Raw genomic sequence first — 25,538 nt, forward strand, 5'->3', positions numbered from 1 at the left:
TCCGGGGCACACCCGGGCCGGTCCGTCTCAGCGGATCAGCGCAGTTCCTCCGGCGGCGTCCGCTGCTCGTCCACCTTCTCGACCCGCTCCAGCTCGCCCCACACGACGTACCGGTAGCGGCTCGTGTAGACCGGCGTGCAGGTCGTCAGGGTGATGTAGTGGCCCGCCTTGGTCTTCCCCGACTCCTTCGGGACGTCGCCGAGCACCTGGACGTTGTACTTCGAGGTCTCCGGCAGGACCGAGTAGACCTTGTAGACGTACCACTTGTCCTTCGTCTCGAAGACGATCGGATCGCCCTTGGCGAGCTTGTGGATGTTGTGGAACTTCGCGCCGTGCCCGTCCCGGTGCGCCGCGAGGGAGAAGTTGCCCTTCTTGTCCGACGTCGGCAGCGTCGCCTTGACGGGGTCGGTGTAGTACCCGGCGACCCCGTCGTTGAGGATCTTCGACGTCGTGCCCTTCTCGACGAGGATCTCGCTCCTGCTCATCGCGGGGACGTGCAGGAAGCCGATGCCGGCCCCGGAGTCGAACTCGACGGAACGGCCGGAGCCGTCGTCCTGGTGTGCCCAGCCGTCGCGGACCTTGTCGGCCTGTTTGTCGGCCGCGCGGTCGGCGAGGACGTTCGTCCACCACAGGGAGTAGACGACGAACAGGCCCATCACCAGGCCCGCCGTGATGAGGAGTTCACCGAAGACGCTGATCACCGCCGCCACGGGACCCAGACGGCGGCGGCGGTCCGGCCGGCGCGGGGACTGACGTGTCGCGGAGCGGTCCGCGTACTCGGTGTCGTCGGTGGTCGATGCCACGTTCATCTGCCCTTAACTGACGAGCGCATCCGGCTTGCCCTTGCTGCGCGGCCGTTCCTCGACCATCTTGCCCCAGACGATCAACCGGTACTTACTGGTGAACTCCGGCGTGCACGTGGTGAGCGTGATGTAGCGGCCCGGTTCGGTGAACCCCGATCCCCGCGGAACCGGCTCCAGCACACTGACGTTGCTCGGCGACGTCACCGGCAGGACGGACGCCATCTTGTACACGAAGTACTTGTCCTGCGTCTCCACGACGATGTCGTCGCCCGGGGTGAGCCGGTTGATGTACCGGAACGGCTCGCCATGGGTGTTGCGGTGCCCGGCCAACGCGAAGTTGCCGGTCTTGGCGTCCGGCATCGCCGTCTTCAGCTTGCCCTCGCCGTAGTGGCCGACCATGCCCCGGTCGAGCACCTGCTTGTTGCTGATGCCCTCGGCGATCGGCACCACGACGTCCAGTTTCGGGATGTGCAGCAGGGCGAAGCCCTGGCCCGGCTCGAAGCTGCCCGGGTTGCGCTTGCCGCTCGCCCAGTCGTCCTGGAGGCTGCTGGCCTCCTTGTCCGCCTGTGCGTGCGCCCGGACGTTCGTCCACCACAGCTGGTAGCTCACGAACAGCAGCATCAGCACGCCGGTGGTGATGAACACCTCGCCGATGGCCCGGCTCGCCAGCGTCGCGGCGCTGGGCTTGCGGGCGCGCGCCTGCCTGCGGGCCTCCAGGCGTGAACGGGGGGCCGTGGGAGCGTCCGGCTCCGTCTCCACGGTCTGCGGGTCCGGCCGTCCGGCACCACGGCGTCCATGGCGCCGCTTGGCGGCCCTTCTGCGGGCAGCGCGGCCACCCACGGGGGATTCGTCGGCGGTCTCCGCGGAAGGGGCGCCAGAACGCGCTCCGGCCGCGACAGCGGTGTCGGCTATCCGCAGGGCGACGGTCTCGTCGTCCGCGGGCGGTATGTACGGCTGCTGCGGCTCCGCGTGCTGGGGCCGGGTGGACTGCGCCTGCGTGTACCGCGGCTGGGCGTACGGCTCCTGGTACTCCTCCGTGCCGTACGTCTGCGCCCCGTACCGCTCGCTGCCGTAGCCGTAGCCGCCCTGGGCCGGGGCGGCGGCCGCGGTGCCGCCGTACCAGTCCCCGTGCGCACCGGGGTCCCCGTACGGCTGCTGCCCGTACGGGGTGCCCTGGTCGCCGGCGCCGCCGTAGAAGTCCGCGGAGGACTGCCCGTAGGAGGTGCCGGACTCGCGCTCGGGGCGCAGCGCGGTCACGCCGTGGCCCTGCCCACCACCGGGGCGAGCCCCGCCGACCTCGCCACCGCGCCCTCGTCGCCGCATTCGGCCAGCCAGTTGGCCAGCATCCGGTGCCCGTGCTCGGTCAGCACGGACTCGGGGTGGAACTGCACCCCTTCGACCGGGAGTTCACGGTGCCGCAGACCCATCACGATGCCGTCGTGGGTGCGGGCGGTCACCTCAAGCTCGGCGGGCACGGTCGCGGGCTCCGCCGCCAGCGAGTGGTAACGGGTCGCCGTGAACGGGGTCGGCAGGCCCGCGAAGACGCCCTTGCCCTCGTGCTCGACGAGCGAGGTCTTCCCGTGCAGCAGCTCCGGGGCCCGGTCCACCACACCGCCGTACGCCACCTGCATCGACTGCATGCCGAGGCAGACCCCGAAGACCGGGACGCCGGTCGCGGCGCAGTGCCGCACCATGTCGACGCAGACCCCGGCCTCCTCGGGGGTGCCCGGGCCCGGGGAGAGCAGGACGCCGTCGAAGCCGTCCTGGGCGTGGGCCGTGGAGACCTCGTCGTTGCGCAGGACCTCGCACTCGGCGCCCAGCTGGTAGAGGTACTGGACCAGGTTGAAGACGAAGCTGTCGTAGTTGTCCACGACGAGGATGCGCGCGCTCACTGGTTGTCCACCGTCACATCGTTGAAGGGCAGCAGAGGTTCGGCCCACGGGAAGACGTAGTTGAAGAGGACGTAGACCACGGCCATGACCAGCACGAGCGAGATCAACGCCTTCAGCCACGCGTTCCCCGGCAGATGCCGCCAGATCCAGCCGTACATGCCGTCCCTTCCGTCGCACCACGGCACCAGAATCACGCCGTACCGTCACCAGACTAACGGCGCAGGGCCTTCGGTTTCCCGGCCTCCACAGGCTGTGTGGAGTCCAGGTGCGCCCACACGATCAGCCGGTGACTGTGCCCCCACTCGGGATCGCACGTGGTCAGCGTCAGATAGCGGCCCTCACGCGTATACCCCGACTTACGGGGCACAGGGGCGATCACCTCAATGTCGGAGGGCACTGTTTTGTAGGGGCCTTTGTCGATCCTGTACGTGAACCATGAGGTTCCGTCCGTCAGCACCACCGCGTCGCCCGGGCGCAGCCTGGGGAAGTCCTTGAAGGGGTCGCCGTAGGTCCGCCGGTGACCGGCGACCGAGAAGTTGCCCTTCTGTCCCAGCCGGGCGGTGTTCGCGTAGTGGCCGAGCCCCTTCTTCAGGGTCCCGGTGGCCGTGCCTTCGAGCACCGGCTTGTTCCACGTGAAACCAAGACGCGGGATGTACATGATCGCGAAGGGCTTGTCCGCCGTGTACGGGGCGGGCGTCGGCGGGCCGGCGGGCACCTGCGGCGCGCCCGACGCGCCGGATGCCCTGGACGCACCGGGCGAGGGGCGCATCGCGCTCTGGGCCCACTGTTCCTGTAACTGGTCGATCTGGTCGTCCATGACGGTGTCGGCCCGTACGCCGGTCCAGAACAGCACGTAGACGACGAAGAGGACGATCACCGTGCCGACGGTGAGGCACAGCTCGCTGACGGCCCTGACGACGACGCGCACCGGCAGCTCCAGTGAGGCTCACTCCACGGGCTTGGCGTACTGCAGATCCACTGTGCCCGAGTAGCCCGGCAGAGTCACCGTCCCGTCCTCCGTGACTTTCCAGCCGAGGCCGTAGACGTTGACGTAGACCATGTAGTTCTGGATCGCCCGCGAGGCCGCGAGGGCCTGCTGCATCTTCTCCGGATCACCGACCGCCGTGATCTTGTACGGCGGCGAGTACACCCGGCCCTGGAGGATCAGGGTGTTGCCCACACAGCGCACGGCGCTCGTGGAGATCAGCCGCTGGTCCATGACCTTGATCCCCTTGGCGCCGCTCTCCCACAGGGCGTTGACCACGGCCTGGAGATCCTGCTGGTGGATGACCAGGTAGTCCGGCTGGGGCTCGGGGTAGCCGGGGAGCTTGGCGGTGGCGTCCGGTGGGGCGTCGTTCAGCGTGACGGTGATCGCCTCACCGGTCAGCTTCTGCGTCCCCGACCTGACCTCCAGCGCGGACAGCTTGGCGTCCTCGGCCTTGGTGCTGCCGTCGTCCCGTTCGGCGAGCGCCTCCACGTCGTTCCGCAGGGCCGCGTTGGTCTCGTCGAGCCGGCCGTTCTCGTGGCTGCGCTCCTGGATGAGGTCGGAGAGTTTCAGCAGCGAGGCGTCCGTACGGATGTCGGTGCCCTTGGCGGTGTTGAAGCTGGTGAAGAAGATGAGCCCGGCGAGGGCGAAGACGGCGGCGGTGAGCACCCGTACGGGCCGGAATCCGCCACGGACAGGGCTGGATCCCGTACCGGGGGATTCGGCAGAATTGCTCAACGTACCCTTATCTCCTTCGGCGCCGCGGAAGCACTACGCTAACGGACGCCCGGGGGAGCCCACAGTGTCCCCTTGTACGCTGCCCCGAGCCCGACCCAGTTCCCTGCGCGGCCACGCAGCGCATCGACAGGAGAGACCCTCGTGCCGAAGTCACGTATCCGCAAGAAGGCCGATTACACCCCGCCGCCGTCGAAGCAGGCGACCGCCATCAAGCTGACCAGCCGCACCTGGGTGGCACCGGTCATGCTGGCCATGTTCGTCATCGGTCTCGCCTGGATCGTCGTCTTCTATGTGACCGACGGTTCCCTGCCCATCGAGGCGCTGGGCAACTGGAACATCGTGGTGGGCTTCGGTTTCATCGCCGCCGGATTCGGTGTCTCCACACAGTGGAAGTGACGGCCCGCGCGGGAGCGGAAGCGACGGCCGCTTCGCGGTGAACGCAGCTCTGCCCACGGCTATCCACTGAGTTATCCACAGCGGTTTTCCACAGTGTTGAAAAAGAACGACGATCTGTGGATAACCAACCAGGATTGACGCCGGTGTGACGGAACTACCGGTGATCATGGACCGTCGAAAGCTTGTTCGCCCTCTGTCTGACCTGCGGAAACGTTGGTCCACGACAGGGGGCGTGCTGCTGTCCGCACACTGTGCACAAGATCCGCCACCCGCTGTGGACAACTGTGCGTCTCAGGTGGCAGAACCCGCTGCTCAGGTGAGCTGAAGGGTTCTGAGGGCGGTCACCAGGACGACCACCGCCAGGACCGCGGCACAGGTGCCGTACTGGATCAGCGCGCGGTGCTCACGGGGGGCGTGGACCATGGCGTAACCGATGACGACGCCGGCCACCAGACCGCCGATATGGGCCTGCCAGGCGATGTTGCTCCACCCGAAGGTGAAGATCAGGTTGATCACGAGCAGGGCGATGATCGGGCGCATGTCGTACTGGAGCCGGCGCATCAGGACGGCCGTCGCACCGAACAGGCCGAAGATCGCGCCGGACGCCCCGAGCGAGGCCGTGGTCGGCGCGGCCAGCAGATAGGTGAGGGCGCTGCCCGCGAGCCCCGAGCCGAAGTACAGGGCGAGATAGCGGGCCCGGCCGAGGGCCGCTTCGAGCGGGCCGCCCAGCCACCACAGGCTGAGCATGTTGAAGGCGAAGTGCCAGATCGCCTCGTGCGTGAACATCGAGGTCACCAGGCGGTACCACTCGCCGTCCGCGACCCCCGAGGTCGTCTGGAAGGGAGCGGGCGGCCAGGTTCCGATCAGGAAGAGGTCACCCAGCAGCGCTTCATTCGTCCGTACGGCGATGAACACCGCGAGGTTGATCCCGATGAGGATCTTGGTGATCAGGCGGGGATCGGCCGCGATGCTGCCACCCGCGAGGGTGCGGGGCCGGGCGGCGTCCGGGGCGTGGCCGGTGCCGGAGCCGGTGCGGACGCACTCCGGGCACTGGAAGCCGACGGAGGCGCTGATCATGCACTCCGGGCAGATGGGACGGTCGCAGCGGGTGCAGCGGACACCGGTCTCGCGGTCCGGGTGGCGGTAGCAGACGGGCAGGCTCTGAGCGTCCTGCTGGCTACCCACCGGCTGGTCCATCGGATCCCCTAGGTCGTCGTCCGCGGCGCACAGGCCCGTACACCGCCCCGCCCATCCTTACGGACGAGCGGGGCGATTGGTTCCCTGCGGGAGGTGTCGGACGCCCGAGCGGACGATGTCCGCGTCAGCCCTGCCGCGTCTCGATCACGACGGACTCGATGACGACGTCGTTCACCGGACGGTCGGTGCGCGGGTTGGTCTGCACCGAGGCGATCGTGTCGACCACCTTCTGGCCGGCCGCGTCGGCGACCTCGCCGAAGATCGTGTGCTTGCGGTTCAACCAGGTCGACGGGGCGACGGTGATGAAGAACTGCGAGCCGTTGGTGCCCGGACCGGCGTTCGCCATGGCCAGCAGGTACGGCTTGTCGAAGGCCAGGTCGGGGTGGAACTCGTCCTGGAACTGGTAGCCGGGGCCGCCGGTGCCGTTGCCCAGCGGGTCACCGCCCTGGATCATGAAGCCGCTGATGACCCGGTGGAAGACGGTGCCGTCGTAGAGCCTGGCCGCGGCCTTCTCGCCGGTGGCGGGGTTGGTCCACTCACGCTCGCCCTGGGCGAGTTCGACGAAGTTCCTGACCGTGACCGGCGCGTGGTTGGGAAGAAGCCGCACCGCGATGTCGCCGTGGTTGGTCTTCAGGGTGGCGTAGAGCTGCTCGGCCACGATCTGCCTTCCGTTGTCGTCCTGTGATCCCCCGATCCTCGCACGGACGGTCCCGGCGGTGGCCCGGCGCCCGTGAACCGGCACCCAACCGGGCAGATCGTTGCGGAAAACGCGTCGAGTCCTCCCGTGGCGGGGGCGCGACACGGCGAACCGTGGCATTGTCGACGACAAGCCACTGTTGCCCCATATTGATCTGTTATTCGATCACTTTCACCGGCACCCGAATGCCAGCCCTCACATGCCCCACCGCGTTCCGGGAGGCATGATCCGTAAAAGGGTGGAAAGTCGAATTACCGTACGCCACCGAGGAGGAGGAACCCGTGACCCGCATCGAAAGCGTGCGCGCCGCGACCGGCTCGGCGAAGGACAGCGTGCTGCACGCCGCGGAAGTGGTGGCGCCCTACGCCGACACCGCCAAGGACAGGGCCGCCCACTACGCACACGAGGCACGCGTACGGCTCGCGCCCAAGGTGTCGCTGGCCACCGAGCAGGCCCGCGCCCAGTACGGCGTCCATGTCGCCCCGCGCCTGGAGCAAGCCCGCGCCCATGTGCCGCCGAAGGTCGATCAGGCCGCCCACGAGGCGGCGCTCCGCACCCGCAAGGCGGCCCTGCAGGCCGCCGAGTACTCCCGGCCCAAGCTCGAGCAGGCAGTGGCCGCGGCCGGACCCGTCAAAGAGGAAGCGGCCGCCCGTGGGGTCGCCGCACTGGCCGCACTGCGCGGTCAGGTCTCGCCGAAGGACGTGCAGAAGCTGATCCGCAAGCACCAGCGGCGCGCCAAGGCCGGCCGTCTCGCGAAGACCCTGGCCGTCGTCGGTCTCCTTGCGGGTGGCGCCTTTGCCGCCTGGAAGTGGTGGGACAAGCAGGCGAACCCGGACTGGCTCGTCGAGCCCCCCGCCGCGACGGAGGTGCCGGAGTCAGGCCGTCTGACATCGGTCGACGGCACGGACCAGAGCGGGCTCGACCCCGAGGTCCAGGCGAAGGAAGCCGAGGAGGCCGCCCGACGCGACGAGGGCCGGTGACCTGAGCCTCGGTCACGTCGGCTCGTTCCAACACCGCCAGGGGGCGGGAGACTTGAAGTCTCCCGCCCCCTGGCGGTGTTTCACGTGGAACATCCACTGCTGTCGAAGATCGGCTGTCTTCGAGCGTCGTCGGCCTCCACTCGAGGCTGTGAGGCGACTGTGTTCACAGCTCCGTCCACGATGACGTTTGCAACGACTTGTGTGCGCGAGCTCCACACAAGCTCCCCTAACGGAATGCATCCTTCTGATTACCTGAACATCTGAAGACCAGCTCACACGGGGGTTCGACCGCAGCGAACAGAGATCGACGAACCCTGGACTGCGAGCTTCCATTCCCTGGCCGGCGACATCGAGAATGTTTGCGCAAATATGCGCAACGCCGTCACGGCGCTCCAGCCGGTGACACACGTCACGGCCGCACGCACAGGAGAACGGCCGCCGGGCAGACGAAACCGGTCGGCACCCGAGAGGGTGCCGACCGGTCCGGAGAGTGGAGCCTAGGGGAGTCGAACCCCTGACATCTGCCATGCAAAGACAGCGCTCTACCAACTGAGCTAAGGCCCCGGAAGAGGAGCATCCGACAGGAACGAGCACGTCCCGGCGGCTACCGCACACCAGACTACCGGGTCGCGCCCCGTATCTCGCAAAAAAGATGGGGGGTCCCGATGCACAACCACTCTCCGTAAGATGCTCGGCGTGGTTCGCGACAGCGAACCGCGGTTTTGGGGAAGCGATGGGGAGACGCAATGGACGCCGCACAGCAGGAAGCCACCGCAAGAGCGCGGGATCTGCAGCGGAACTGGTACGGGGAGCCGCTGGGGACGCTCTTCCGTAGGCTCATCGACGATCTTGGCCTCAACCAGGCTCGTCTCGCGGGGGTTCTGGGACTGTCCGCGCCGATGCTGTCGCAGCTGATGAGCGGCCAGCGGGCGAAGATCGGCAATCCCGCCGTGGTCCAGCGGGTGCAGCTGCTGCAGGACTTGGCGGGGCAGGTCGCTGACGGCAGCGTGAGCGCGGCCGAGGCCACCGAGCGCATGGAGGAGATCAAGAAGTCGCAGGGGGGCTCGGTGCTCAGCAACACCACACAGACGACGAGCAGTTCGGGCGCGCCCACCGTGAAGAGGGTGGTCCGTGAGATCCAGTCACTGCTGCGCTCGGTCGCGGCCGCGGGGGACATCATCGAGGCCGCCGACAGTCTCGCCGGGACCCACCCGGAACTGGCAGAGTTCCTCCGGGTGTACGGCGCCGGCCGGACGTCCGACGCGGTCGCGCACTACCAGTCGCACCAGAGCTGAGCTGAACCCCGGGCCCGATCGCCGAAGGGGGTCGGCGATCGGGCCGACGGCTGAGTGGACGCCGGCCCACCGGTGCTTCCGAGGACCGCGCCCCACGGGGAGCCGGGCGGGAGGAGTCGTATCGCCCGTCGTGGGGGAAGCAAGGGGGATGACCGCAGGGGGAGGAGCGACGCACAGCCATGGGTGAGGTCTTCGCCGGCCGGTACGAACTGGCCGACCCGATCGGGCGCGGAGGCGTCGGTGCCGTCTGGCGTGCCTGGGACCACCGCCGCCGCCGGTACGTGGCGGCCAAGGTGCTCCAGCAGAGCGACGCGCACTCGCTGCTGCGGTTCGTCCGGGAGCAGGCCCTGCGGATCGACCACCCCCATGTGCTCGCGCCCGCCAGCTGGGCCGCGGACGACGACAAGGTCCTGTTCACCATGGACCTGGTGGGCGGCGGTTCGCTCGTCCACCTCGTCGGGGACTACGGCCCCCTGCCGCCCTCGTTCGTGTGCACGCTGCTCGACCAGCTGCTGGCGGGCCTGGCGGCCGTGCACGCCGAAGGTGTCGTCCACCGGGACATCAAGCCCGCCAACGTGCTCCTGGAGGCCACCGGGACGGCTCGACCCCGGCTGCGGCTGTCCGACTTCGGCATCGCCATGCGGCTGGGCGAGCCCCGGCTGACCGAGACCAACCTCGTGGTGGGGACGCCCGGTTATCTCGCTCCCGAGCAACTCCTCGGCTCCGACCCGGACTTCCCGGCGGATCTGTTCGCCGTGGGACTCGTGGCGCTGTACCTGCTGGAGGGCGCCAAGCCGGACGCCAAGGCGCTCGTGCAGTACTTCACCGAGCACGGCACACCGGGCCCGCCCAAGGGCGTTCCGGAGCCGCTGTGGCAGATCGTGGCGACGCTGCTCCAGCCCGATCCGCACGCGCGGTTCCGCACCGCCACGGGCGCGCGCAAGGCCCTCGCGTCGGCCGCCGAGCTCCTGCCGGAACCCGGCCCCGACGACGAGTTGATCGAGATCTTCGACCAACTCGGCCCCCTGCCGGTGGGATTCGGCCCGGAGGGGCCCCACACGCGTGCGCCCGGGGTCATCGACGGGACGGGCACCACCTCGGGTGCCCTGCGGGTGGACAGGTCCGGACCGGCCGGAGCCGGCTCGTCCGCGTCCCTGACCGGGGACCACCCGCCTTCCGTGCCACCTCGCCCCGTCCCGTCCCCACCCGTGTCGGCGCCATCCATACCGGCCATACCGGCCCCACCGGCAGTGGCGCCACCCGTCCCGTCCACCCCCGCGCCGGCACCGCCCCCACACCGCCCCGAGGCGCCGCGGCAGGGCATCCGGACGCCCACGGGCTCCTCGCCGTCCGGCGGCGGCCATCGGCTGCCCAACATGTCGGACACCGGCAGCTTCCCGCTGCCCCCGCCCGACAGCACCGCGTCCACCGCCCGCGCCACCGCGCCCCCACCGCCGTACGACCGCACCCGCGACCTCGCCGCCCATCGATCCCCCGTCCCGCGGCACCCGTACGGGCCCCCGGCCCCCGCGGAGCCCCCGACGCCCACTCCCCCGCCCGCACCGACGCCGTATCACCGCATCGACGTCTCCACTGCCTCATACACCGCCCAGAGCCCGCAGGTTCCCCTTTCATCGCCGCCCGTCGCGCAGCCCCGTCGTCGCGCCGGTCACCGGGCCGTGCGCCGGCCCGGTCCTCCCGCCAAGGTGGCCGTCCCGCTCCTGCTGCTGGCGCTGGTGTGCTACGCCGTGGGGTTCTGGGCGCTCAGCCACATCTGAGCCCCGGCGCACGCCCGCCGCGCCCCCCTGTCCGTCCGGGCGCTCCTACGGGCTACCGAGCCTCCGGCGCGCGACCACCCTCCACACGCCGAGCACCCCCAGCAGAGCCGTCCCCGTACCGATGCCGCTCACCGCCAGCACGGTCATCGCGGCATCCCCGCCCCCGCCTCCACCCGCCGTACCGCCCTTGGCCGGGCCCTCGGTGACCTCGCCCAGGTCCACGGGCACGGCCTCGAAGACGTCGTCCGGCCTGGGCTCACCCGCGTAGTCGGGCACGGCCTTCTCCGAGCCGTCCGTCCGCACCCGCAGGGCCACGCCGAAGGGCCCGTCGCCGAACTTGTCGCCCACCTCGGACGCGAGGTGCACGACCAGATAGTAGGAACCCGCGAACCGCATGGCGCTGAGCCGGTCCGGCCCCGCGTACCGGTTCTCGTAGGCGACCGGAGGCAGGGGCGGCAGTGCGGCGGACTCCCGCCGGCCGGCGTAGTTGGCGCTCACGTCGTCGACGAACCCGCGCGCGGGGTTGTAGAGCGTGAGGCTCAGCGCGCCGGTCGTGTAGCCGCCCCGGCCGTCCGCGGCGGCCAGTTCGGCGGTCGCGGAGAGCTGCCCGCCCCAGCCGACCGGCACCTTGTAGAAGAGCGTGCCGCCGGGCTCGATGCCCGCACCCCACACGCCCGGGCCGACGGGCACCGCCGAGGCGAAACCCGAGCCTCCCTCGCGCGCGACGGGCTCGCCGGTGGCGGGCGCCGGGGTCCGCGAGTTCCAGGCTTCCGGGACCTCGGCGGCGGGCTCGCGCAGCGCCGGCTCGGAGACGACGAACAGCTCCAGGTCCCAGGCGTCCGGCGCGGTCACCGGCGTACCGACGCGCTCGACGACCACGTCGTAGGTGCCCGCCGTCTTGCAGCGGGGCCGGTCGGCGGAGATCTCCCGGGCGCCCCAGGCGGCGATCGGACGGGCGCTGCGGACGACGCCGAAGGTCTCGGTGTCGAAGGAGCAGGAGCGGCCCGCGGCGTCCTGCACGGTCACCTTGACGCCCTCGCCCGCGGAGACCGTGCTGCCGGGGGCGGGGGCCGCGGTGGCGGAGACGTAGGTGTCGGAGGTGGCGTCGAGTTCGAGGGAGTAGTGCACGACCCCGTCGGCGGGCAGCGAACTGCGGTACGTCGTCCCGGCGGAGAGGGGCTTCGCACCGGCCGTGGTGGGCGCGCCGGTGACGCTCGTGGCATCCGGGTCGAAGCCGTACGGACCCGGCGTCCCGGCGGCGAGCGCCGCGGGCACCGGCAGAACGGCCGTCGTGCACAGCAGCAGCGCCCCCACGGCGGCCGACCGCGCGCGGCCCGCGTGACGCACCGGACGCGCCCCCTGCCGTGCCCCCGTACGCCGCCTCATCCCGCGCCACCCCTCGTCGCCGCTTCCGGACCGTCGCCCATCCTGCCCACCCCGGCGGCCGGGCGCCCCCGCATTCCGTACGCCCGTCCGAAACGGAGGCGTCTAGACGCTGTGGCTGGCTTCCGCAACTCGAGGAACGGTGGCCGTGCGTTGCTCCGAACACACGAAACCCCGGCCGCGTCGGCGGCCGGGGTCTGTGTCGAATCCGTCGTGACGGCTCACGAACCCGTGGGCACGGAGTCAGTCGCCTCCGTCCACAGATCCTGCTCGGCGCGATCCGCCTGGATCTGGCGGTACACGAGGAGCCCGCCGATGGCGGCCAGTGCGACCAGGAGAAGCTTCTTCACCGCGCGACCTCGTCTTTCCTTGACGTAGGGGACCTCTGGCGCCCGACTATACACACCGGCCGATACCGATCGGTGACCTGCGTGGGGGCTCAACTGCCGCCCGGCACACGCCAGTAGATGGGGACGAACCGCCACCGGGCCGGAGAGTGATCACCTCCGGACGGAGGGTGACTTTGCCGCCTCCCGCCACTTTTGCCACTCTTCGCGCCTTATGCGGCCATTCGAGTGCTGTTCATCTGAAGATCGACGCGCCACGGGCGTCGGTCCATGACTTCGCGGCCCACATCCACATCATGAGGAAAGTACGCAAATCGCCCAACCTGAAAGTGAGGGGCCATGACCAGGAACAAGGTCATGAACCTGTGGACCGCCATCGTCACCGCCTTCCTCGCGCTGTTCTCGGCGCTCGGCTTCGTCTCGAACACCTCGGCCGCGGCCTCGCCGCAGACCGAGACCTCCTCCCGCAACACCGGCCGCAACGACAGCGAGCGCAGCGCGGAACTCGCGGTGCCGGCGCCGCCCCCCTGGGCCTGGTCCTACGCCAGGGCCCTGCCTCCCACGATGAAGCAGCGCATCCGGGCGGAGGCCCACGGAAAGACCCCCAGCTGCCGGCACCGTCCGCTCTCGGACACGGAAGCGGCGGCATCGATCCCGGCGACCCGCGAGTGCGCCACGGCGGCCTCCCCGGCCCAGCCTCTGGTGCCCCACCAACGCTGACCCCTCGGGCCCGCCCGAGCGACAGCCTCCCGCAGTACGGACGTAACGCGATAACGCAGTACAAGCAGCACGCAGCACGCAGCACGCAGCAGTGAACGACGACGCAGAACGACGCCCTCCGCTACGGCGGTACGTCATTCCGCTTCGACGATGTGCCGCAGATAGGCCCCGGGGTCGTTGAGATAACGACGCCAGTGGTCGACGAGCTCCAGATCCCGCCAGCCGGCGGGACGCATTCCGTGGTCACCCACCTCGATGATCTCGGCGCCGGGTAGCGCCGTGAGCACAGGTGAGTGCGTGGCGCAGACGATCTGCGCGCCGGAACGCCCCAGGTGATGCAGCAGCCCCACGAGTTGAAGACAGGAAGCGAACGACAGCGCGGCCTCGGGTTCGTCCATGACGTACAGCCCGGGCCCCTCGAAACGCTCGCGGAAGGCCATCAGAAAGCCTTCGCCGTGGCTCATCTCGTCCACGGCCCCCGAGAGCCTTCCCGTCATCTGCTCCCGGCCCAGCGCGTCCAGCGCCGTCTCCGCCCGCAGGAAGAACCCCCTGCGGCGCGTCCGAGACCCGCGCAGCATGCGCCGCCCGGCCGCCGTCGCCTCGAACCGCACCCGCGCGCCCAGCTCCGAGGGCTCGCGGGCACTGGCGTACCGGTAGCCCGCGGACCCGCCCCAGGAGTCCAGGCCGAACCCCTCCGCCAGCGCCTCGACCAGCGTGGACTTCCCGGAGCCGTTCTCCCCCACCAGGAACGTGACAGGCGCGGAGAACCGCAGCCCCTCCTCCACGAGCTGCCGCACGCACGGCACGGACCACGGCCACCGCCCCTCCGCCGCCTCACCCGCGGTGACATGTGCATAGGCCCGTTCCACAATCACCCCGCCACACTCCCACCCACCACTGACAACGGCCTCCCGCCCGGGAAGCAGAAGCCCCCCGGACCGCTGGTCCGAGGGGCTTCTCGCTGGTGCCCGCCGAGCGTCTGGAAGATCCACTGATCGGCTGACTCATCCTGGGGCTGCGCGTCGGGCATGCATGATGGCGACATGACCCAGGACTCATCGATCCCCATCGTCGAAGCAGGCTGGCAGGCCGTACGCGACGACGGGCGCGTACGCGACGAGCTTCTGGAAGCCGCTTACACCGAGCCGCGTCTGCGGCAGCTTTTTCCCTGGACAGGAATGGGCGAGCTTCACTTCAGCCGTTGCACCGAGCGGCGATGGACCTGGGACATCCCCTACATCGCGCCCGGTACTGAGGGCACCTACTGGGTTCTCGGGCCACTCCGATCCGAGTCGGTAGGACAGGTGGCCACGGTGCAGGAAGCCATCGCTCTGGTGGTCGACCGCCTGCCGCCTGACTGCGGTCCCGCCTTCGTGGGCACCCCTGAAGAACTCGCCGCTCATGAGGCCACGACGTTGGATCGGTAGAAAGGCAACGATCCGGCAGAGCGCGGCTGATGTGACCCGTAAATGTCGAAGACCCCCAACCATGATCGGTTGGGGGTCTTCTCGCTGGTGGGGCTAACAGGATTTGAACCTGTGGCCTCATCCTTATCAGGGATGCGCTCTAACCAACTGAGCTATAGCCCCGCCGCGCTCTGCGGTGTGTCTCCCGCGCGCTGACTCCTGAACATTAGCGCACGACACGGGGAGTCCCAAAATCGGTTCTCGGAGGGGCGTACGGCAGGGCCTGGGCCCTGTCTCACTCGTCCTCCGCGAGGGTCAGCTCGACGCCGCCCACGAAGCCCGCGGAGAGGTTGTAGATGAACGCCCCGAGGGTCGCCAGCGCCGTCGCGAGGACGACGTCGATGACCGCGATGATCGACGTGAACAGCAGGACGTTCGGCAGCGACAGGAAGGACTGCAGGTCGAAGCCGTTCGACTCGTTCGAACCGGTGGCCTCGGAGATCGTGCCGCCGACCGTGGAGAAGACGCCCATGGCGTCCATGACCATCCACAGCACCGCGGCCGCGACGATCGTGCAGATGCCCAGCGCGATGGACAGCAGGAAGCTGACCTTCATCACCGACCACGGGTCCGCCTTGGCGACCCGCAGCCGCGCCTTGCGGGTGCGCGGGGTCGTACGCGCCCCGGTGCGCGGCTTGCGGACCGCGCCGGCCGGAGCGCCGCCGCCGGCCGTCTGATAGGCCTGCGGCGGGTGGTACGGACCGCCGGCCTGCTGAGGGTGGCGTTCACCCGGCAGGGGCGACGCCTGCTGCTGGGCGCCCCCCGGTGCGGCCGGGCCCCCACCGGCCGCGTAGGGGTCCGTCACGGTTCCCCCCTGCGATCCGGGTGCGTCGGGCGTGGACGCGCCCTTCGCGGGCGACGGCTTGATCGCCTTCAGCTGCGTGGTGTGGGTGTCCGCCGCCTGCGCGGCGGAGCCACGACCGCCGCCGCCCGTCTCCGAACCAGCCGGAGAACCGGCCGGGATACCGGACGATCCGGTGCCCGTGGCTCCGCTCACGATGACTCACTCCTCGTGCTACTCGGCAGAGGGCGCGTCACCCTCGTCCGTGCCGGTGGTCGCGACCCCCTCGGCGGTCTCGTCGACGGCCACGTCGCCGTCGACCTCCTCCGCCTCGCGTCCAGCCTCGGCGTTGCGTGCGATACCTACGACGGCATCGCGCTTGCCGAGGTTGATCAGTTGGACGCCCATGGTGTCACGGCCCGTCTCCCTGATCTCGTTGACTCGCGTACGAATCACACCGCCGCCGAGCGTGATGGCGAGGATCTCGTCGGTCTCCTCGACCACCAGCGCCCCGACGAGCGAACCGCGGTCCTCGACGATCTTGGCGGCCTTGATGCCCAGGCCGCCGCGACCCTGAACGCGGTACTCGTCGACCGCGGTCCGCTTCGCGTAACCGCCGTCGGTGGCAGTGAACACGAACGTACCGGGTCGAACAACATTCATCGAGAGGAGCTCGTCCCCCTCGCGGAAACTCATGCCCTTGACACCCGAGGTGGCGCGGCCCATGGGGCGCAGCGCGTCGTCCGTGGCGGTGAACCTGATCGACTGGGCCTTCTTGCTGATCAGAAGCAGATCATCGTCGGACGAGACCAGTTCGGCACCGATCAGTTCGTCGTCGGAACCGTCCTCCATCGCACGGAGGTTGATCGCGATGACACCACCGGAGCGGGGCGAATCGTAATCCTTCAGAGGCGTCTTCTTGACCAGGCCCGCCTTGGTGGCGAGCACGAGGTACGGCGCCGCCTCGTAGTCGCGGATCGCGAGGATCTCGGCGATGGCCTCGTCCGGCTGGAAGGCCAGCAGGTTGGCCACATGCTGCCCGCGCGCGTCCCGGCCGGCGTCCGGGAGCTCGTACGCCTTGGCCCGGTAGACACGGCCCTTGTTGGTGAAGAAGAGCAGCCAGTGGTGCGTGGTCGAGACGAAGAAGTGGTCGACGATGTCGTCTTCCTTCAGCTTCGTGCCGCGTACGCCCTTGCCGCCGCGCTTCTGCGCCCGGTAGTCGTCCGTCTTGGTGCGCTTGACGTAGCCGCCCCGGCTGACGGTGACCACGATGTCCTCTTCGGCGATGAGGTCCTCGATGGACATGTCGCCGTCGTAGGGCACCAGCATGGTCTTGCGGTCGTCGCCGTACTTCTCGACGATCGCGGCGAGTTCCTCGCTCACGATGCCGCGCTGGCGGACCGGGGAGGACAGGATCTCGTTGTACTCGGTGATCTTCGTCTGGAGCTCGTCGTGCTCCTGGACGATCTTCTGGCGCTCCAGGGCGGCCAGTCGGCGCAGCTGCATCTCGAGGATGGCGTTGGCCTGGATCTCGTCGATCTCCAGGAGCTCCATCAGGCCGCCGCGCGCGATGTCGACGGTGTCGCTGCGCCGGATCAGCGCGATGACCTCGTCGATGGCGTCCAGGGCCTTCAGCAGGCCGCGCAGGATGTGTGCCCGCTCCTCGGCCTTGCGCAGCCGGAAGCGCGTACGGCGGACGATGACCTCGATCTGGTGCGTCACCCAGTGGCGGATGAACGCGTCCAGGGAGAGGGTGCGCGGGACGCCGTCGACGAGCGCCAGCATGTTGGCGCCGAAGTTCGTCTGCAGGTCCGTGTGCTTGTAGAGGTTGTTCAGGACGACCTTGGCGACCGCGTCCCGCTTGAGAACGATCACGAGCCGCTGGCCTGTACGCGACGACGTCTCGTCGCGGACGTCCGCGATGCCGCCGATCTTGCCGTCCTTCACCAGGTCGGCGATCTTCTGCGCGAGGTTGTCGGGGTTGGTCTGGTACGGCAGTTCCGTGACCACCAGGCACTGGCGGTTCTGGATCTCCTCGACCTCGACGACCGCGCGCATGGTGATCGAGCCGCGGCCGGTGCGGTACGCCTCCTCGATGCCCTTGCGGCCGACGACGAGGGCGCCGGTCGGGAAGTCGGGGCCCTTGATGCGCTCGATCAGCGCGTCCAGCAGCTCCTCGTGCGAGGCCTCGGGGTTCTCCAGGTACCACTGGGCGCCGGCGGCGACCTCGCGGAGGTTGTGCGGCGGGATGTTGGTCGCCATGCCGACCGCGATACCGGCCGAGCCGTTGATCAGCAGGTTCGGGAAGCGGGCCGGCAGGACCGTCGGCTCCTGGGAGCGGCCGTCGTAGTTGTCCGTGAAGTCGACGGTCTCCTCGTCGATGTCACGGACCATCTCCATCGACAGCGGCGCCATCTTGCACTCGGTGTAGCGCATGGCCGCCGCCGGGTCGTTGCCCGGAGAGCCGAAGTTGCCGTTGGAGTCGACGAGCGGCATGCGCATCGACCACGGCTGGGCGAGGCGCACCAGGGCGTCGTAGATCGAGGAGTCGCCGTGGGGGTGGTAGTTGCCCATGACGTCGCCGACCACGCGCGCGCACTTGTAGAAGCCGCGCTCGGGGCGGTAGCCGCCGTCGTACATGGCGTACAGGACGCGGCGGTGGACGGGCTTGAGGCCGTCCCGGACGTCCGGCAGCGCACGCGAGACGATGACGGACATCGCGTAGTCGAGATACGAGCGCTGCATCTCCGTCTCGAGCCCGACGGGCTCGACACGCATGGCGAGTTCGCCGCCCTCTTCAGGGGTGACGGGAGTGTTCTCGTCGGCCATTGCTGGTGAAGATCCTTCCTGGTGCGGTCAGCTGAGACCGACTCAGATGTCGAGGAAGCGGACGTCCTTGGCGTTGCGCTGGATGAACTGGCGGCGGGCCTCGACGTCCTCGCCCATCAGGACCGAGAACAGGTCGTCGGCCTGGGCGGCGTCGTCGAGGGTGACCTGGCCGAGGACGCGGTGCTCCTGGTCCATGGTCGTGATGCGCAGCTCCTCGGCGTTCATCTCGCCGAGACCCTTGAAGCGCTGGATCGAGTCCTCCCTGATGCGCTTGCCGCGCTGGCGGCCCATCTCGATCAGCGCGTCGCGCTCGCGGTCGGAGTAGGCGTACTCCACCTCGTCCCGGCCCCACTTGATCTTGTAGAGCGGCGGACGCGACAGGAAGACGTGCCCGGCCTCGACCAGCGGACGCATGAAGCGGAACAGGAACGTCAGCAGCAGGGTGTTGATGTGCTGGCCGTCGACGTCGGCGTCCGCCATCAGGATGATCTTGTGATAGCGCAGCTTCCCGATGTCGAAGTCCTCGTGCACACCCGTGCCGAAGGCCGAGATCAGCGCCTGGATCTCCTGGTTCTGCAGGATCTTGTCGATCCGCGCCTTCTCGACGTTGAGGATCTTGCCGCGGATCGGGAGGATCGCCTGGTACTCGGGGTTGCGGCCGGACTTGGCCGAGCCGCCGGCGGAGTCACCCTCGACGATGAAGATCTCGCACTTGATGGGGTCGTTCGACTGGCAGTCGGAGAGCTTGCCCGGCAGGGACGCGGTCTCCAGCAGGCCCTTGCGGCGGGTCAGGTCGCGCGCCTTGCGGGCGGCCACGCGCGCGGTGGCGGCCTGGATGCCCTTGCGGATGATGTCCCCGGCCTCGTTCGGGTTGCGGTCCAGCCAGTCCGCCAGGTGCTCGTAGACGACCTTCTGGACAAAGGTCTTCACCTCGGTGTTGCCCAGCTTCGTCTTGGTCTGGCCCTCGAACTGAGGCTCACTCAGCTTGACCGAGATGATCGCCGTCAGACCCTCGCGGATGTCGTCGCCCGTGAGGTTGTCGTCCTTGTCGCGCAGCAGCTTCTTGTCGCGCGCGTACTTGTTGATCAGCGAGGTCAGCGCGGCGCGGAAGCCCTCTTCGTGGGTACCGCCCTCGTGCGTGTGGATGATGTTGGCGAAGGAGTAGACGCCCTCGGTGTAGCTGCTGTTCCACTGCATCGCGACCTCGAGGGACAGGAGCTTGTCCTTGTCCTCGGCCTCCAGGTCGATGACGGTGGGGTGCACCACGTCCCCCTTGCGGGAGTTGAGGTACTTCACGAAGTCGACGATGCCGCCCTCGTAGTGGTAGTCGACCGACTTGACCTCGGCCTTCTCGTCGGCGCCCGCCTCGTCCGCGCCGGAGGTCGCCTTCGCCGACTCACGCTCGTCGGTGAGCCGGATCCGCAGGCCCTTGTTGAGGAACGCCATCTCCTGGAAGCGCCGCGAGAGCGTCTCGAAGGAGTACTCGGTGGTCTCGAAGATGTCCGGGTCGGCCCAGAAGGTGACCGAGGTGCCGTGCTCCTCCGTCGCCTCGTGCCTGGCGAGCGGGGCGGTCGGGACACCGAGCTTGTAGTCCTGCGTCCAGCGGTAGCCGTCCGTCTTGACCTCGACGGCGACCTTGGTGGACAGGGCGTTCACCACGGACACGCCGACGCCGTGCAGACCGCCGGAGACCGCGTAGCCACCGCCGCCGAACTTGCCGCCCGCGTGCAGCACGGTCAGGACGACCTCGACGGCCGGCTTGCCCTCGGACGGGACGATGCCCACCGGGATGCCGCGGCCGTTGTCGACGACGCGGACGCCGCCGTCGGGGAGGATCGTCACGTCGATCGTGTCCGCGTAACCGGCCAGGGCCTCGTCGACGGAGTTGTCGACGACCTCCTGCACGAGGTGGTGCAGTCCGCGCTCGCCGGTCGAACCGATGTACATACCGGGTCGCTTGCGAACGGCGTCCAGGCCCTCGAGGACGGTGATGGCGCTGGCGTCGTACGAGGAGGTGACCTCGGCGCTCGACGAAGCGCCCGCGCCGTCGGCGCCGGCGTCGGTGGACGGAATGTTCTCGTTGGGGTTGCCGGAATCGGCCACGAAGCGCCCTTTCTGGCACAGCACGAGCCAAGCTCGTCGGCGGGTTGCCGGAGCGGCTGCGGCATGTTGCGTTGGTAAGCCTTGATCAGCGTTGCTCAGCGTGTCCCGGACGGTCCCCACGACTGGGGCGGGATTGTCTTCCAGTCTACCGGTAGCGCTGACAGTGATGGGGGTTTGCCGGTACCTGAGTCCGCATGTGCCGCCCTGAACCCGGCTCGGAGGACTCCCGATATAGGGAAGGGGGCTCCAAGAGGCTCACAGCGGCACTCAGCGCTTCGAGCCGTCAACCCTTGGCTACTTCGGAGTCCCCTCACGATTCGCAACCGCGTGCGGTTGTATGACGAACGCCTCGCGGATGTCGATCCGGGGCCGGAGAGAGCCCCCGATGTGATCTCTGTCACCTGCGCCTGGTGGGGCCTCGGAGACGCCTGCGCCGGCTGTTTCGGGCGCTTTTCGGCCGGGGCGGGGCTGGGGAGACAGCGCCCAGGACCGGTGCCGAACGGGCTCAGCCGTAAGTGTCGCCCGGGCCCGTGCTGCCGGGCGCGCGCAGCGGGCCGTAGCGGCGGGCGGGACCGCCGGGGCCCTGCACCTTGATCTGCCGGACGGACCCGTGACCCAGGTCCTCGTTGAGCCTGGCGACCAGCGTCGGCGCGAGCAGCCGCAGGTTCGTCGCCCAGGCCGTGGAGTCGCAGCGCACGACCAGGACCCGCTCGTCCTCGTCGTACCGCTCCGGTTCGCAGTGCTTGGCCACGTCCTCGCCGACGATCTCCGGCCAGCGGCCCATCACGCCGCCCACGGCCGCCGGGGTCTCCCAACCGCGTTCGGTGATCAGGCGGTTGATGGCCGCGCCGAGCGCCAGGGGGTCGCGTCCGTCGGCCCGCGCGCCGGAGCGCAGGCCGCCGCCGCGCCGGGCCTGCTTCTTCTGGTGTGCCGCGTCCCCACGCGCGCGTGCCTGCTCCTTGGCCGCCCGCAGCGCCACGCGCGCGAGGTCGACCCCGGAGGGCTCGGGCGTCCTGGCGGCCTCCCCGGGTGTTCCAGGGGAGGCCGGAGGGTTCTCGGACGGCTGGTCGCTCATACGCGCTCCACCGCCCCCTCGGACACGGCGTACCGCGCCCCGGTCAGGACCTGCGGTACGTCGTCGTCGACCGCGGCGGTCACCAGGACCTGCTCGCCGGGCGCGACCAGCTCGGCCAGGCGCTCGCGACGCCGGCTGTCCAGCTCGGCGAAGACGTCGTCGAGGACCAGCACCGGCTCGTTGCCCTCGGCGCGCAGCAGGTCGTAGGAGGCCAGACGCAGAGCCAGCGCGTACGACCAGGACTCGCCGTGCGAGGCGTACCCCTTGGCGGGCAGCTGGCCCAGCTTGAGCAGCAGGTCGTCGCGGTGCGGGCCGACGAGGGTGACACCGCGTTCGATCTCCTGCTTGCGCGCCTCGGCGAGCGCCGCCATCAGCTGCTCGAACAGGTCCTCACGCGTGTGTGCCTCGCCGGGCGCGGACGGCTTGTAGTCCAGGGCGACGGGACCGCCGCCGGGGGCCAGCTGCTCGTACGCCTTGTCGGCCAGCGGCTGGAGCGCGGCGATCAGGTCGAGGCGCTGGGCGAGCAGCTCCGCGCCCGCGCGGGCGAGGTGCTGGTCCCAGACGTCGAGGGTGGACAGGTCCATGGACCGGCCCCCGTGCCGGCGGGCCAGCGCGGCGGACTTCAGCAGGGTGTTGCGCTGCTTGAGCACGCGCTCGTAGTCGGAGCGCACGCCCGCCATGCGCGGGGAGCGGGCGGTGATCAGCTCGTCGAGGAACCGCCGGCGCTCGCCGGGGTCGCCCTTGATCAGCGCCAGGTCCTCCGGGGCGAACAGCACGGTCCGGACGATGCCGAGCACGTCACGTGGTGTGACCTGCGACGATCTATTGATGCGGGCGCGGTTGGCCTTGCCCGGGTTCAGCTCCAGCTCGACCAGCTGGGTGCGCTCGCCCTGCCGTACCTGGGCGCGGACGATCGCGCGCTCGGCGCCCATGCGCACCAGCGGCGCGTCGGAGGCGACGCGGTGGCTGCCGAGGGTGGCGAGGTAGCCGACGGCCTCGACGAGGTTCGTCTTGCCCTGCCCGTTGGGGCCGACGAACGCGGTGACGCCCGGGTCGAGCGGGACCTCGACCCGGGCGTACGAGCGGAAGTCGGCCAGCGAAAGATGCGTGACGTGCATGGTCGTTCGCCGACCTCCCCCAACGTGTGGTTCAACCGTCCCCAGCTGTGGACAACCGGGTTGTCCAGGGTGCCAGATCGGCTTCCCCGGACGGTGGACCGCCTGCGGCCGCGGCCGCAGGCGGAGTGCGGGTTACTTCTTCTCCACCGCGTGCCCGCCGAACTGGTTCCGCAGGGCCGCGATCATCTTCATCTGCGGCGAGTCGTCCTGCCGCGAGGCGAAGCGCGCGAACAGCGAGGCCGTGATCGCGGGCAGCGGAACGGCGTGGTCGATCGCGGCTTCCACAGTCCAGCGTCCCTCACCGGAGTCCTGTGCGTAACCCCGGAGTCCCTCCAGGTGCTCGTCCTCGTCGAGGGCGTTCACCGCGAGGTCCAGCAGCCAGGAGCGGATGACCGTGCCCTCCTGCCAGGAGCGGAAGACCTCCCGGACGTCGGTCACGGAGTCGACCTTCTCCAGCAGCTCCCAGCCCTCGGCATAGGCCTGCATCATGGCGTACTCGATGCCGTTGTGGACCATCTTCGCGAAGTGGCCCGCGCCGGCCTTGCCGGCGTGCACCGAGCCGAAGTCGCCCTCGGGCTTGAGGGCGTCGAAGATCGGCTGCACCTTGGCGACGTCCTCCTCGGAGCCGCCGTACATCAGCGCGTAGCCGTTCTCCAGGCCCCAGACGCCGCCGGAGACACCGCAGTCGACGAAACCTATGCCCTTGGCCGCCAGCTGCTCGGCGTGCTTCTCGTCGTCCGTCCAGCGGGAGTTGCCGCCGTCCACCACGACGTCACCGGGCTCCAGCAGCGCGGCCAGCTCGTCGATGGTCGACTGGGTCGGCGCACCCGCCGGGACCATCACCCAGACCACGCGCGGACCGGAGAGCTTGCCCACAAGCTCTTCCAGGCTGTGGACGTCCGCGAGGTCAGCGTTGCGGTCGTATCCGACGACGGTGTGGCCCGCGCGACGGATCCGCTCGCGCATGTTGCCGCCCATCTTGCCGAGGCCGACGAGACCGAGCTCCATCAGTTGTGTTCCTTCGGTTGCTGTGGCGTGTGAGGCACCTTCGTACCCGCGTACGAGCCTAAACCCGGACGTCCGCGCACAGCTGTGGGCATACGCGCTCATACGTACACACTCACCTGGGATTTCCCCACAGGCCGGGCGTCCTTCGTCCCCGGCCTGTGGACAACTGCGGTGACCGTCAGCCGCTCAGGCGCACCGGCATGATCAGGTACTTGTAGGCCTCGTCCGCCTCCGTGTCCAGGGCCGGCTTGCCGCTGAGCAGCGCGGGCTTGGTGGACGTGGTGAACGACAGCTGCGCCACCGGGGAGTCGATCGCGCTCAGGCCGTCCAGCAGGAAGGTCGGGTTGAAGGCGATCGAGATGTCGTCGCCCTCCAGCTGGGCGTCGACCCTTTCCACAGCCTGTGCGTCGTCGCTGGAGCCGGCCTCCAGGATGAGCACGCCCTGCTCGAAGCTGAGCCGCACCGGGGTGTTCCGCTCGGCGACCAGGGCCACGCGCTTGACGGCCTCGACGAACGGCGCCGTCTCGATCACGGCGACCGAGTTGAACTCCGTCGGGAACAGCGTGCGGTACTTCGGGAGGTCGCCCTCCAGCAGACGGGTCGTCGTCCGGCGCCCGGCGCCCTCGAAACCGATCAGGCCCTCGCCCGCGCCCGAGCCGGAGAGCGCCAGGGTGACGCTGTCACCGCTGGTGAGCGCCTTGGCGGTGTCCAGGAGGGTCTTGGCCGGCACCAGGGCGACCGCGGAGGCCTCCGGGTTCTCCGGCTTCCACAGGAACTCGCGGACCGCGAAGCGGTAGCGGTCGGTGGAGGCCAGGGTGACGGTGTCGCCCTCGATCTCGATGCGCACACCGGTGAGGACGGGCAGCGTGTCGTCGCGACCGGCCGCGATGGCGACCTGGGCCGCGGCGGAGGCGAAGACCTCACCGGGGACGGTGCCGGTGGCGGTGGGCATCTGCGGCAGCGCCGGGTACTCCTCCACCGGCAGGGTGTGGAGGGTGAAGCGCGAGGAGCCGCAGACCACGGTCGCCCGTACACCGTCTGTGGAGATCTCCACCGGCCGGTTGGGGAGGGCGCGGCAGATGTCGGCGAGGAGACGGCCGGACACCAGGACGGTGCCCTCCTCCTCGACCTCGGCCTCCACGCCCACCCGGGCGGAGACCTCGTAGTCGAAGCTGGACAGGCTCAGCTGACCGTCCTCGGCCTTCAGGAGGAGGCCGGCGAGGACAGGCGCCGGCGGACGGGCCGGGAGGCTGCGCGCCGCCCAGGCCACGGCCTCCGCGAGTACGTCGCGTTCCACCCGGATCTTCACTGTTGCCGCCTCCTGCTGTTGCCGGCGCTTCTCGGCCTGCCTGGCTTCGTCGTCTGTCTCGGTGTCGTCGGCCCCAGTGAGGGGAAGGACACCGGGAACAGTCTGACGCACCCCACTGACAGTAGGTGCCTCTCGGGGTCAAGTCGTGACGTGGGGCAGCCGGGGACCGGACAGCGAGTTGTGCACAGGGCCCTCTTCGAAACGAATTCCCAGCTCTCTCTAGTTGGGAGTAGTAGTAGGGCCTGTGGATACCGTGGATAACCTCGTTTGCCCAGCTCAGGGCCGAGATTTTGTCCACCGGGGCTGTGGGTGGAGGCCGTGGACAACCGGCCGCTTCTGTGGAGAACGGAAAGTTCTGCACACCCCGTGCACAGGACAGGGCGACTTCTCCCCAGCGCCGTCCCCAGCTTTACCCGCCTTTCCCACAGGGCAACCCGGCACCTTCGTGTGACGCCTTTCACTCGCCCCGGTGAGGAGCCGCGTCGCGTTGCCGAACAGTGGACAGCGGTGTGGAGAAGCTGGGGATCACTGGGGACAACCGGCTCCAGGCTGTGGGTTGCCCGTGGACAAGTTCGTGCACAGGCTGTGGATCTCTTCGTCGTCCACAGTCTGTGGAGATCGTTCGTCCACGAATCCAC

The 25,538-nt window shown here is 69.4% G+C and carries 24 protein-coding genes and 2 tRNA genes; 6 read left to right on the forward strand and 20 right to left on the reverse strand.

Translation table 11 applies throughout. The features are described 5' to 3' along the window. Nucleotides 1-35 precede the first annotated feature (35 nt). From ABZ899_RS29085 to ABZ899_RS29110, 6 genes are read right to left on the reverse strand one after another with little or no spacing between them, the layout of a single operon-like run. On the reverse strand, nt 36-809 hold the full coding sequence (locus tag ABZ899_RS29085; protein ID WP_361351488.1) for a class E sortase: 774 nt from the start codon (nt 807-809) through the stop codon (nt 36-38). A 6-nt stretch (nt 810-815) separates the two neighbouring features. Further along, entirely contained in the window at nt 816-2,060 is a 1,245-nt protein-coding gene (locus ABZ899_RS29090) for a class E sortase (RefSeq protein WP_361351491.1), read from the reverse strand. Then, nucleotides 2,057-2,695: an aminodeoxychorismate/anthranilate synthase component II gene (locus ABZ899_RS29095; RefSeq protein WP_361351494.1), complete on the reverse strand. Its 639-nt coding sequence runs from the start codon at nt 2,693-2,695 to the stop codon at nt 2,057-2,059. The genes ABZ899_RS29090 and ABZ899_RS29095 overlap by 4 nt, the downstream gene beginning before the upstream one ends. Further along, nucleotides 2,692-2,853: a hypothetical protein gene (locus ABZ899_RS29100; protein WP_086866155.1), complete on the reverse strand. Its 162-nt coding sequence runs from the start codon at nt 2,851-2,853 to the stop codon at nt 2,692-2,694. Before ABZ899_RS29100 ends, ABZ899_RS29095 begins: the two co-directional genes overlap by 4 nt. A 53-nt stretch (nt 2,854-2,906) precedes the next feature. After that, nucleotides 2,907-3,623, reverse strand: coding sequence for a class E sortase (locus ABZ899_RS29105; RefSeq protein WP_361351497.1), 717 nt, complete (start codon nt 3,621-3,623; stop codon nt 2,907-2,909). Nucleotides 3,624-3,641: 18 nt separating this feature from the next. After that, nucleotides 3,642-4,418 (reverse strand): DUF881 domain-containing protein, encoded by a 777-nt coding sequence (locus ABZ899_RS29110; protein ID WP_361351500.1) that lies wholly within the window; start codon nt 4,416-4,418, stop codon nt 3,642-3,644. Nucleotides 4,419-4,559: 141 nt separating this feature from the next. On the opposite strand from ABZ899_RS29110, the gene crgA reads away from it, so the two are divergent. Then, on the forward strand, nt 4,560-4,814 hold the full coding sequence (crgA, locus tag ABZ899_RS29115; RefSeq protein WP_062665968.1) for a cell division protein CrgA: 255 nt from the start codon (nt 4,560-4,562) through the stop codon (nt 4,812-4,814). Between the two features lie 312 nt (nt 4,815-5,126). Here the strand turns inward: crgA and ABZ899_RS29120 are convergent, their stop codons facing one another. Together ABZ899_RS29120 and ABZ899_RS29125 are read right to left on the reverse strand one after the other, a co-directional pair. After that, entirely contained in the window at nt 5,127-6,011 is an 885-nt protein-coding gene (locus ABZ899_RS29120; protein WP_361351503.1) for a rhomboid family intramembrane serine protease, read from the reverse strand. Between the two features lie 124 nt (nt 6,012-6,135). Beyond that, the gene (locus ABZ899_RS29125; protein WP_361351506.1) at nt 6,136-6,669 is read right to left on the reverse strand and encodes a peptidylprolyl isomerase; all 534 of its coding nucleotides are present in this window, start codon (nt 6,667-6,669) and stop codon (nt 6,136-6,138) included. 320 nt (nt 6,670-6,989) lie between these two features. Here ABZ899_RS29125 and ABZ899_RS29130 point away from each other — a divergent pair, with 320 nt between their 5' ends. Further along, nucleotides 6,990-7,688 (forward strand): DUF5324 family protein, encoded by a 699-nt coding sequence (locus tag ABZ899_RS29130; protein ID WP_361351509.1) that lies wholly within the window; start codon nt 6,990-6,992, stop codon nt 7,686-7,688. 491 nt (nt 7,689-8,179) lie between these two features. Here the strand turns inward: ABZ899_RS29130 and ABZ899_RS29135 are convergent. Continuing rightward, nucleotides 8,180-8,252, reverse strand: a tRNA-Ala gene (locus ABZ899_RS29135). 182 nt (nt 8,253-8,434) lie between these two features. Here ABZ899_RS29135 and ABZ899_RS29140 point away from each other — a divergent pair. Together ABZ899_RS29140 and ABZ899_RS29145 are read left to right on the forward strand one after the other, a co-directional pair. Further along, nucleotides 8,435-8,983: a DNA-binding protein gene (locus ABZ899_RS29140; protein WP_108707798.1), complete on the forward strand. Its 549-nt coding sequence runs from the start codon at nt 8,435-8,437 to the stop codon at nt 8,981-8,983. A 179-nt stretch (nt 8,984-9,162) separates the two neighbouring features. Then, nucleotides 9,163-10,761 carry a serine/threonine-protein kinase gene (locus ABZ899_RS29145; protein WP_361351512.1) on the forward strand — a complete coding sequence of 533 codons (1,599 nt, stop codon included), beginning with the start codon at nt 9,163-9,165 and terminating at the stop codon, nt 10,759-10,761. Nucleotides 10,762-10,806: 45 nt separating this feature from the next. Here the strand turns inward: ABZ899_RS29145 and ABZ899_RS29150 are convergent, their stop codons facing one another. Both ABZ899_RS29150 and ABZ899_RS29155 read right to left on the reverse strand, forming a co-directional pair. Further along, complete coding sequence (locus ABZ899_RS29150; RefSeq protein WP_361351514.1) at nt 10,807-12,108, reverse strand: hypothetical protein; 1,302 nt, start codon at nt 12,106-12,108, stop codon at nt 10,807-10,809. Between the two features lie 257 nt (nt 12,109-12,365). Next, the gene (locus ABZ899_RS29155) at nt 12,366-12,494 is read right to left on the reverse strand and encodes a DLW-39 family protein (RefSeq protein WP_003999697.1); all 129 of its coding nucleotides are present in this window, start codon (nt 12,492-12,494) and stop codon (nt 12,366-12,368) included. Between the two features lie 336 nt (nt 12,495-12,830). On the opposite strand from ABZ899_RS29155, the gene ABZ899_RS29160 reads away from it, so the two are divergent. After that, nucleotides 12,831-13,211 (forward strand): DUF6344 domain-containing protein, encoded by a 381-nt coding sequence (locus tag ABZ899_RS29160; RefSeq protein WP_361351517.1) that lies wholly within the window; start codon nt 12,831-12,833, stop codon nt 13,209-13,211. A gap of 134 nt (nt 13,212-13,345) precedes the next feature. On the opposite strand, the gene ABZ899_RS29165 is transcribed toward ABZ899_RS29160, so the two are convergent. Then, the gene (locus ABZ899_RS29165) at nt 13,346-14,086 is read right to left on the reverse strand and encodes an AAA family ATPase (protein ID WP_361351520.1); all 741 of its coding nucleotides are present in this window, start codon (nt 14,084-14,086) and stop codon (nt 13,346-13,348) included. A gap of 168 nt (nt 14,087-14,254) precedes the next feature. Here ABZ899_RS29165 and ABZ899_RS29170 point away from each other — a divergent pair, with 168 nt between their 5' ends. Next, nucleotides 14,255-14,638 (forward strand): DUF6193 family natural product biosynthesis protein, encoded by a 384-nt coding sequence (locus ABZ899_RS29170; RefSeq protein WP_361351522.1) that lies wholly within the window; start codon nt 14,255-14,257, stop codon nt 14,636-14,638. A gap of 85 nt (nt 14,639-14,723) precedes the next feature. Here ABZ899_RS29170 and ABZ899_RS29175 read toward each other — a convergent pair. From ABZ899_RS29175 to dnaN, 8 genes are all read right to left on the reverse strand, one after another. Next, a tRNA-Ile gene (locus tag ABZ899_RS29175) sits at nt 14,724-14,800 on the reverse strand. Between the two features lie 112 nt (nt 14,801-14,912). Then, nucleotides 14,913-15,674 (reverse strand): DUF3566 domain-containing protein, encoded by a 762-nt coding sequence (locus tag ABZ899_RS29180; protein ID WP_361351525.1) that lies wholly within the window; start codon nt 15,672-15,674, stop codon nt 14,913-14,915. 18 nt (nt 15,675-15,692) lie between these two features. After that, nucleotides 15,693-18,287 (reverse strand): DNA gyrase subunit A, encoded by a 2,595-nt coding sequence (gyrA, locus tag ABZ899_RS29185; RefSeq protein ID WP_361351528.1) that lies wholly within the window; start codon nt 18,285-18,287, stop codon nt 15,693-15,695. 42 nt (nt 18,288-18,329) lie between these two features. Next, the gene (gene gyrB, locus ABZ899_RS29190; protein ID WP_361351531.1) at nt 18,330-20,390 is read right to left on the reverse strand and encodes a DNA topoisomerase (ATP-hydrolyzing) subunit B; all 2,061 of its coding nucleotides are present in this window, start codon (nt 20,388-20,390) and stop codon (nt 18,330-18,332) included. Nucleotides 20,391-20,895: 505 nt separating this feature from the next. Further along, nucleotides 20,896-21,465 (reverse strand): DciA family protein, encoded by a 570-nt coding sequence (locus ABZ899_RS29195; protein WP_361351534.1) that lies wholly within the window; start codon nt 21,463-21,465, stop codon nt 20,896-20,898. Then, the gene (gene recF / locus ABZ899_RS29200; RefSeq protein WP_361351536.1) at nt 21,462-22,583 is read right to left on the reverse strand and encodes a DNA replication/repair protein RecF; all 1,122 of its coding nucleotides are present in this window, start codon (nt 22,581-22,583) and stop codon (nt 21,462-21,464) included. The genes ABZ899_RS29195 and recF overlap by 4 nt, the downstream gene beginning before the upstream one ends. Before the next feature lie 132 nt (nt 22,584-22,715). Beyond that, nucleotides 22,716-23,591 carry a phosphogluconate dehydrogenase (NAD(+)-dependent, decarboxylating) gene (gnd, locus tag ABZ899_RS29205; protein WP_361351539.1) on the reverse strand — a complete coding sequence of 292 codons (876 nt, stop codon included), beginning with the start codon at nt 23,589-23,591 and terminating at the stop codon, nt 22,716-22,718. Nucleotides 23,592-23,769: 178 nt separating this feature from the next. Then, complete coding sequence (gene dnaN / locus ABZ899_RS29210; protein WP_361351625.1) at nt 23,770-24,900, reverse strand: DNA polymerase III subunit beta; 1,131 nt, start codon at nt 24,898-24,900, stop codon at nt 23,770-23,772. Between the last annotated feature and the right edge of the window lie 638 nt (nt 24,901-25,538).

The organism is Streptomyces sp. NPDC046859, assembly GCF_040645135.1.
Lineage (GTDB): Bacteria > Actinomycetota > Actinomycetes > Streptomycetales > Streptomycetaceae > Streptomyces.

Coding starts and splice junctions, on each gene's coding strand:
- recF (WP_361351536.1), bottom strand. CDS start 22,583: ATGCACGTCACGCATCTTTCGCTGGCCGACTTCCGCTCGTACGCCCGG.
- gnd (WP_361351539.1), bottom strand. CDS start 23,591: ATGGAGCTCGGTCTCGTCGGCCTCGGCAAGATGGGCGGCAACATGCGC.
- ABZ899_RS29170 (WP_361351522.1), top strand. CDS start 14,255: ATGACCCAGGACTCATCGATCCCCATCGTCGAAGCAGGCTGGCAGGCC.
- ABZ899_RS29100 (WP_086866155.1), bottom strand. CDS start 2,853: ATGTACGGCTGGATCTGGCGGCATCTGCCGGGGAACGCGTGGCTGAAG.
- ABZ899_RS29160 (WP_361351517.1), top strand. CDS start 12,831: ATGACCAGGAACAAGGTCATGAACCTGTGGACCGCCATCGTCACCGCC.
- ABZ899_RS29085 (WP_361351488.1), bottom strand. CDS start 809: ATGAACGTGGCATCGACCACCGACGACACCGAGTACGCGGACCGCTCC.
- ABZ899_RS29120 (WP_361351503.1), bottom strand. CDS start 6,011: ATGGACCAGCCGGTGGGTAGCCAGCAGGACGCTCAGAGCCTGCCCGTC.
- gyrA (WP_361351528.1), bottom strand. CDS start 18,287: ATGGCCGACGAGAACACTCCCGTCACCCCTGAAGAGGGCGGCGAACTC.
- ABZ899_RS29145 (WP_361351512.1), top strand. CDS start 9,163: ATGGGTGAGGTCTTCGCCGGCCGGTACGAACTGGCCGACCCGATCGGG.
- ABZ899_RS29140 (WP_108707798.1), top strand. CDS start 8,435: ATGGACGCCGCACAGCAGGAAGCCACCGCAAGAGCGCGGGATCTGCAG.
- ABZ899_RS29195 (WP_361351534.1), bottom strand. CDS start 21,465: ATGAGCGACCAGCCGTCCGAGAACCCTCCGGCCTCCCCTGGAACACCC.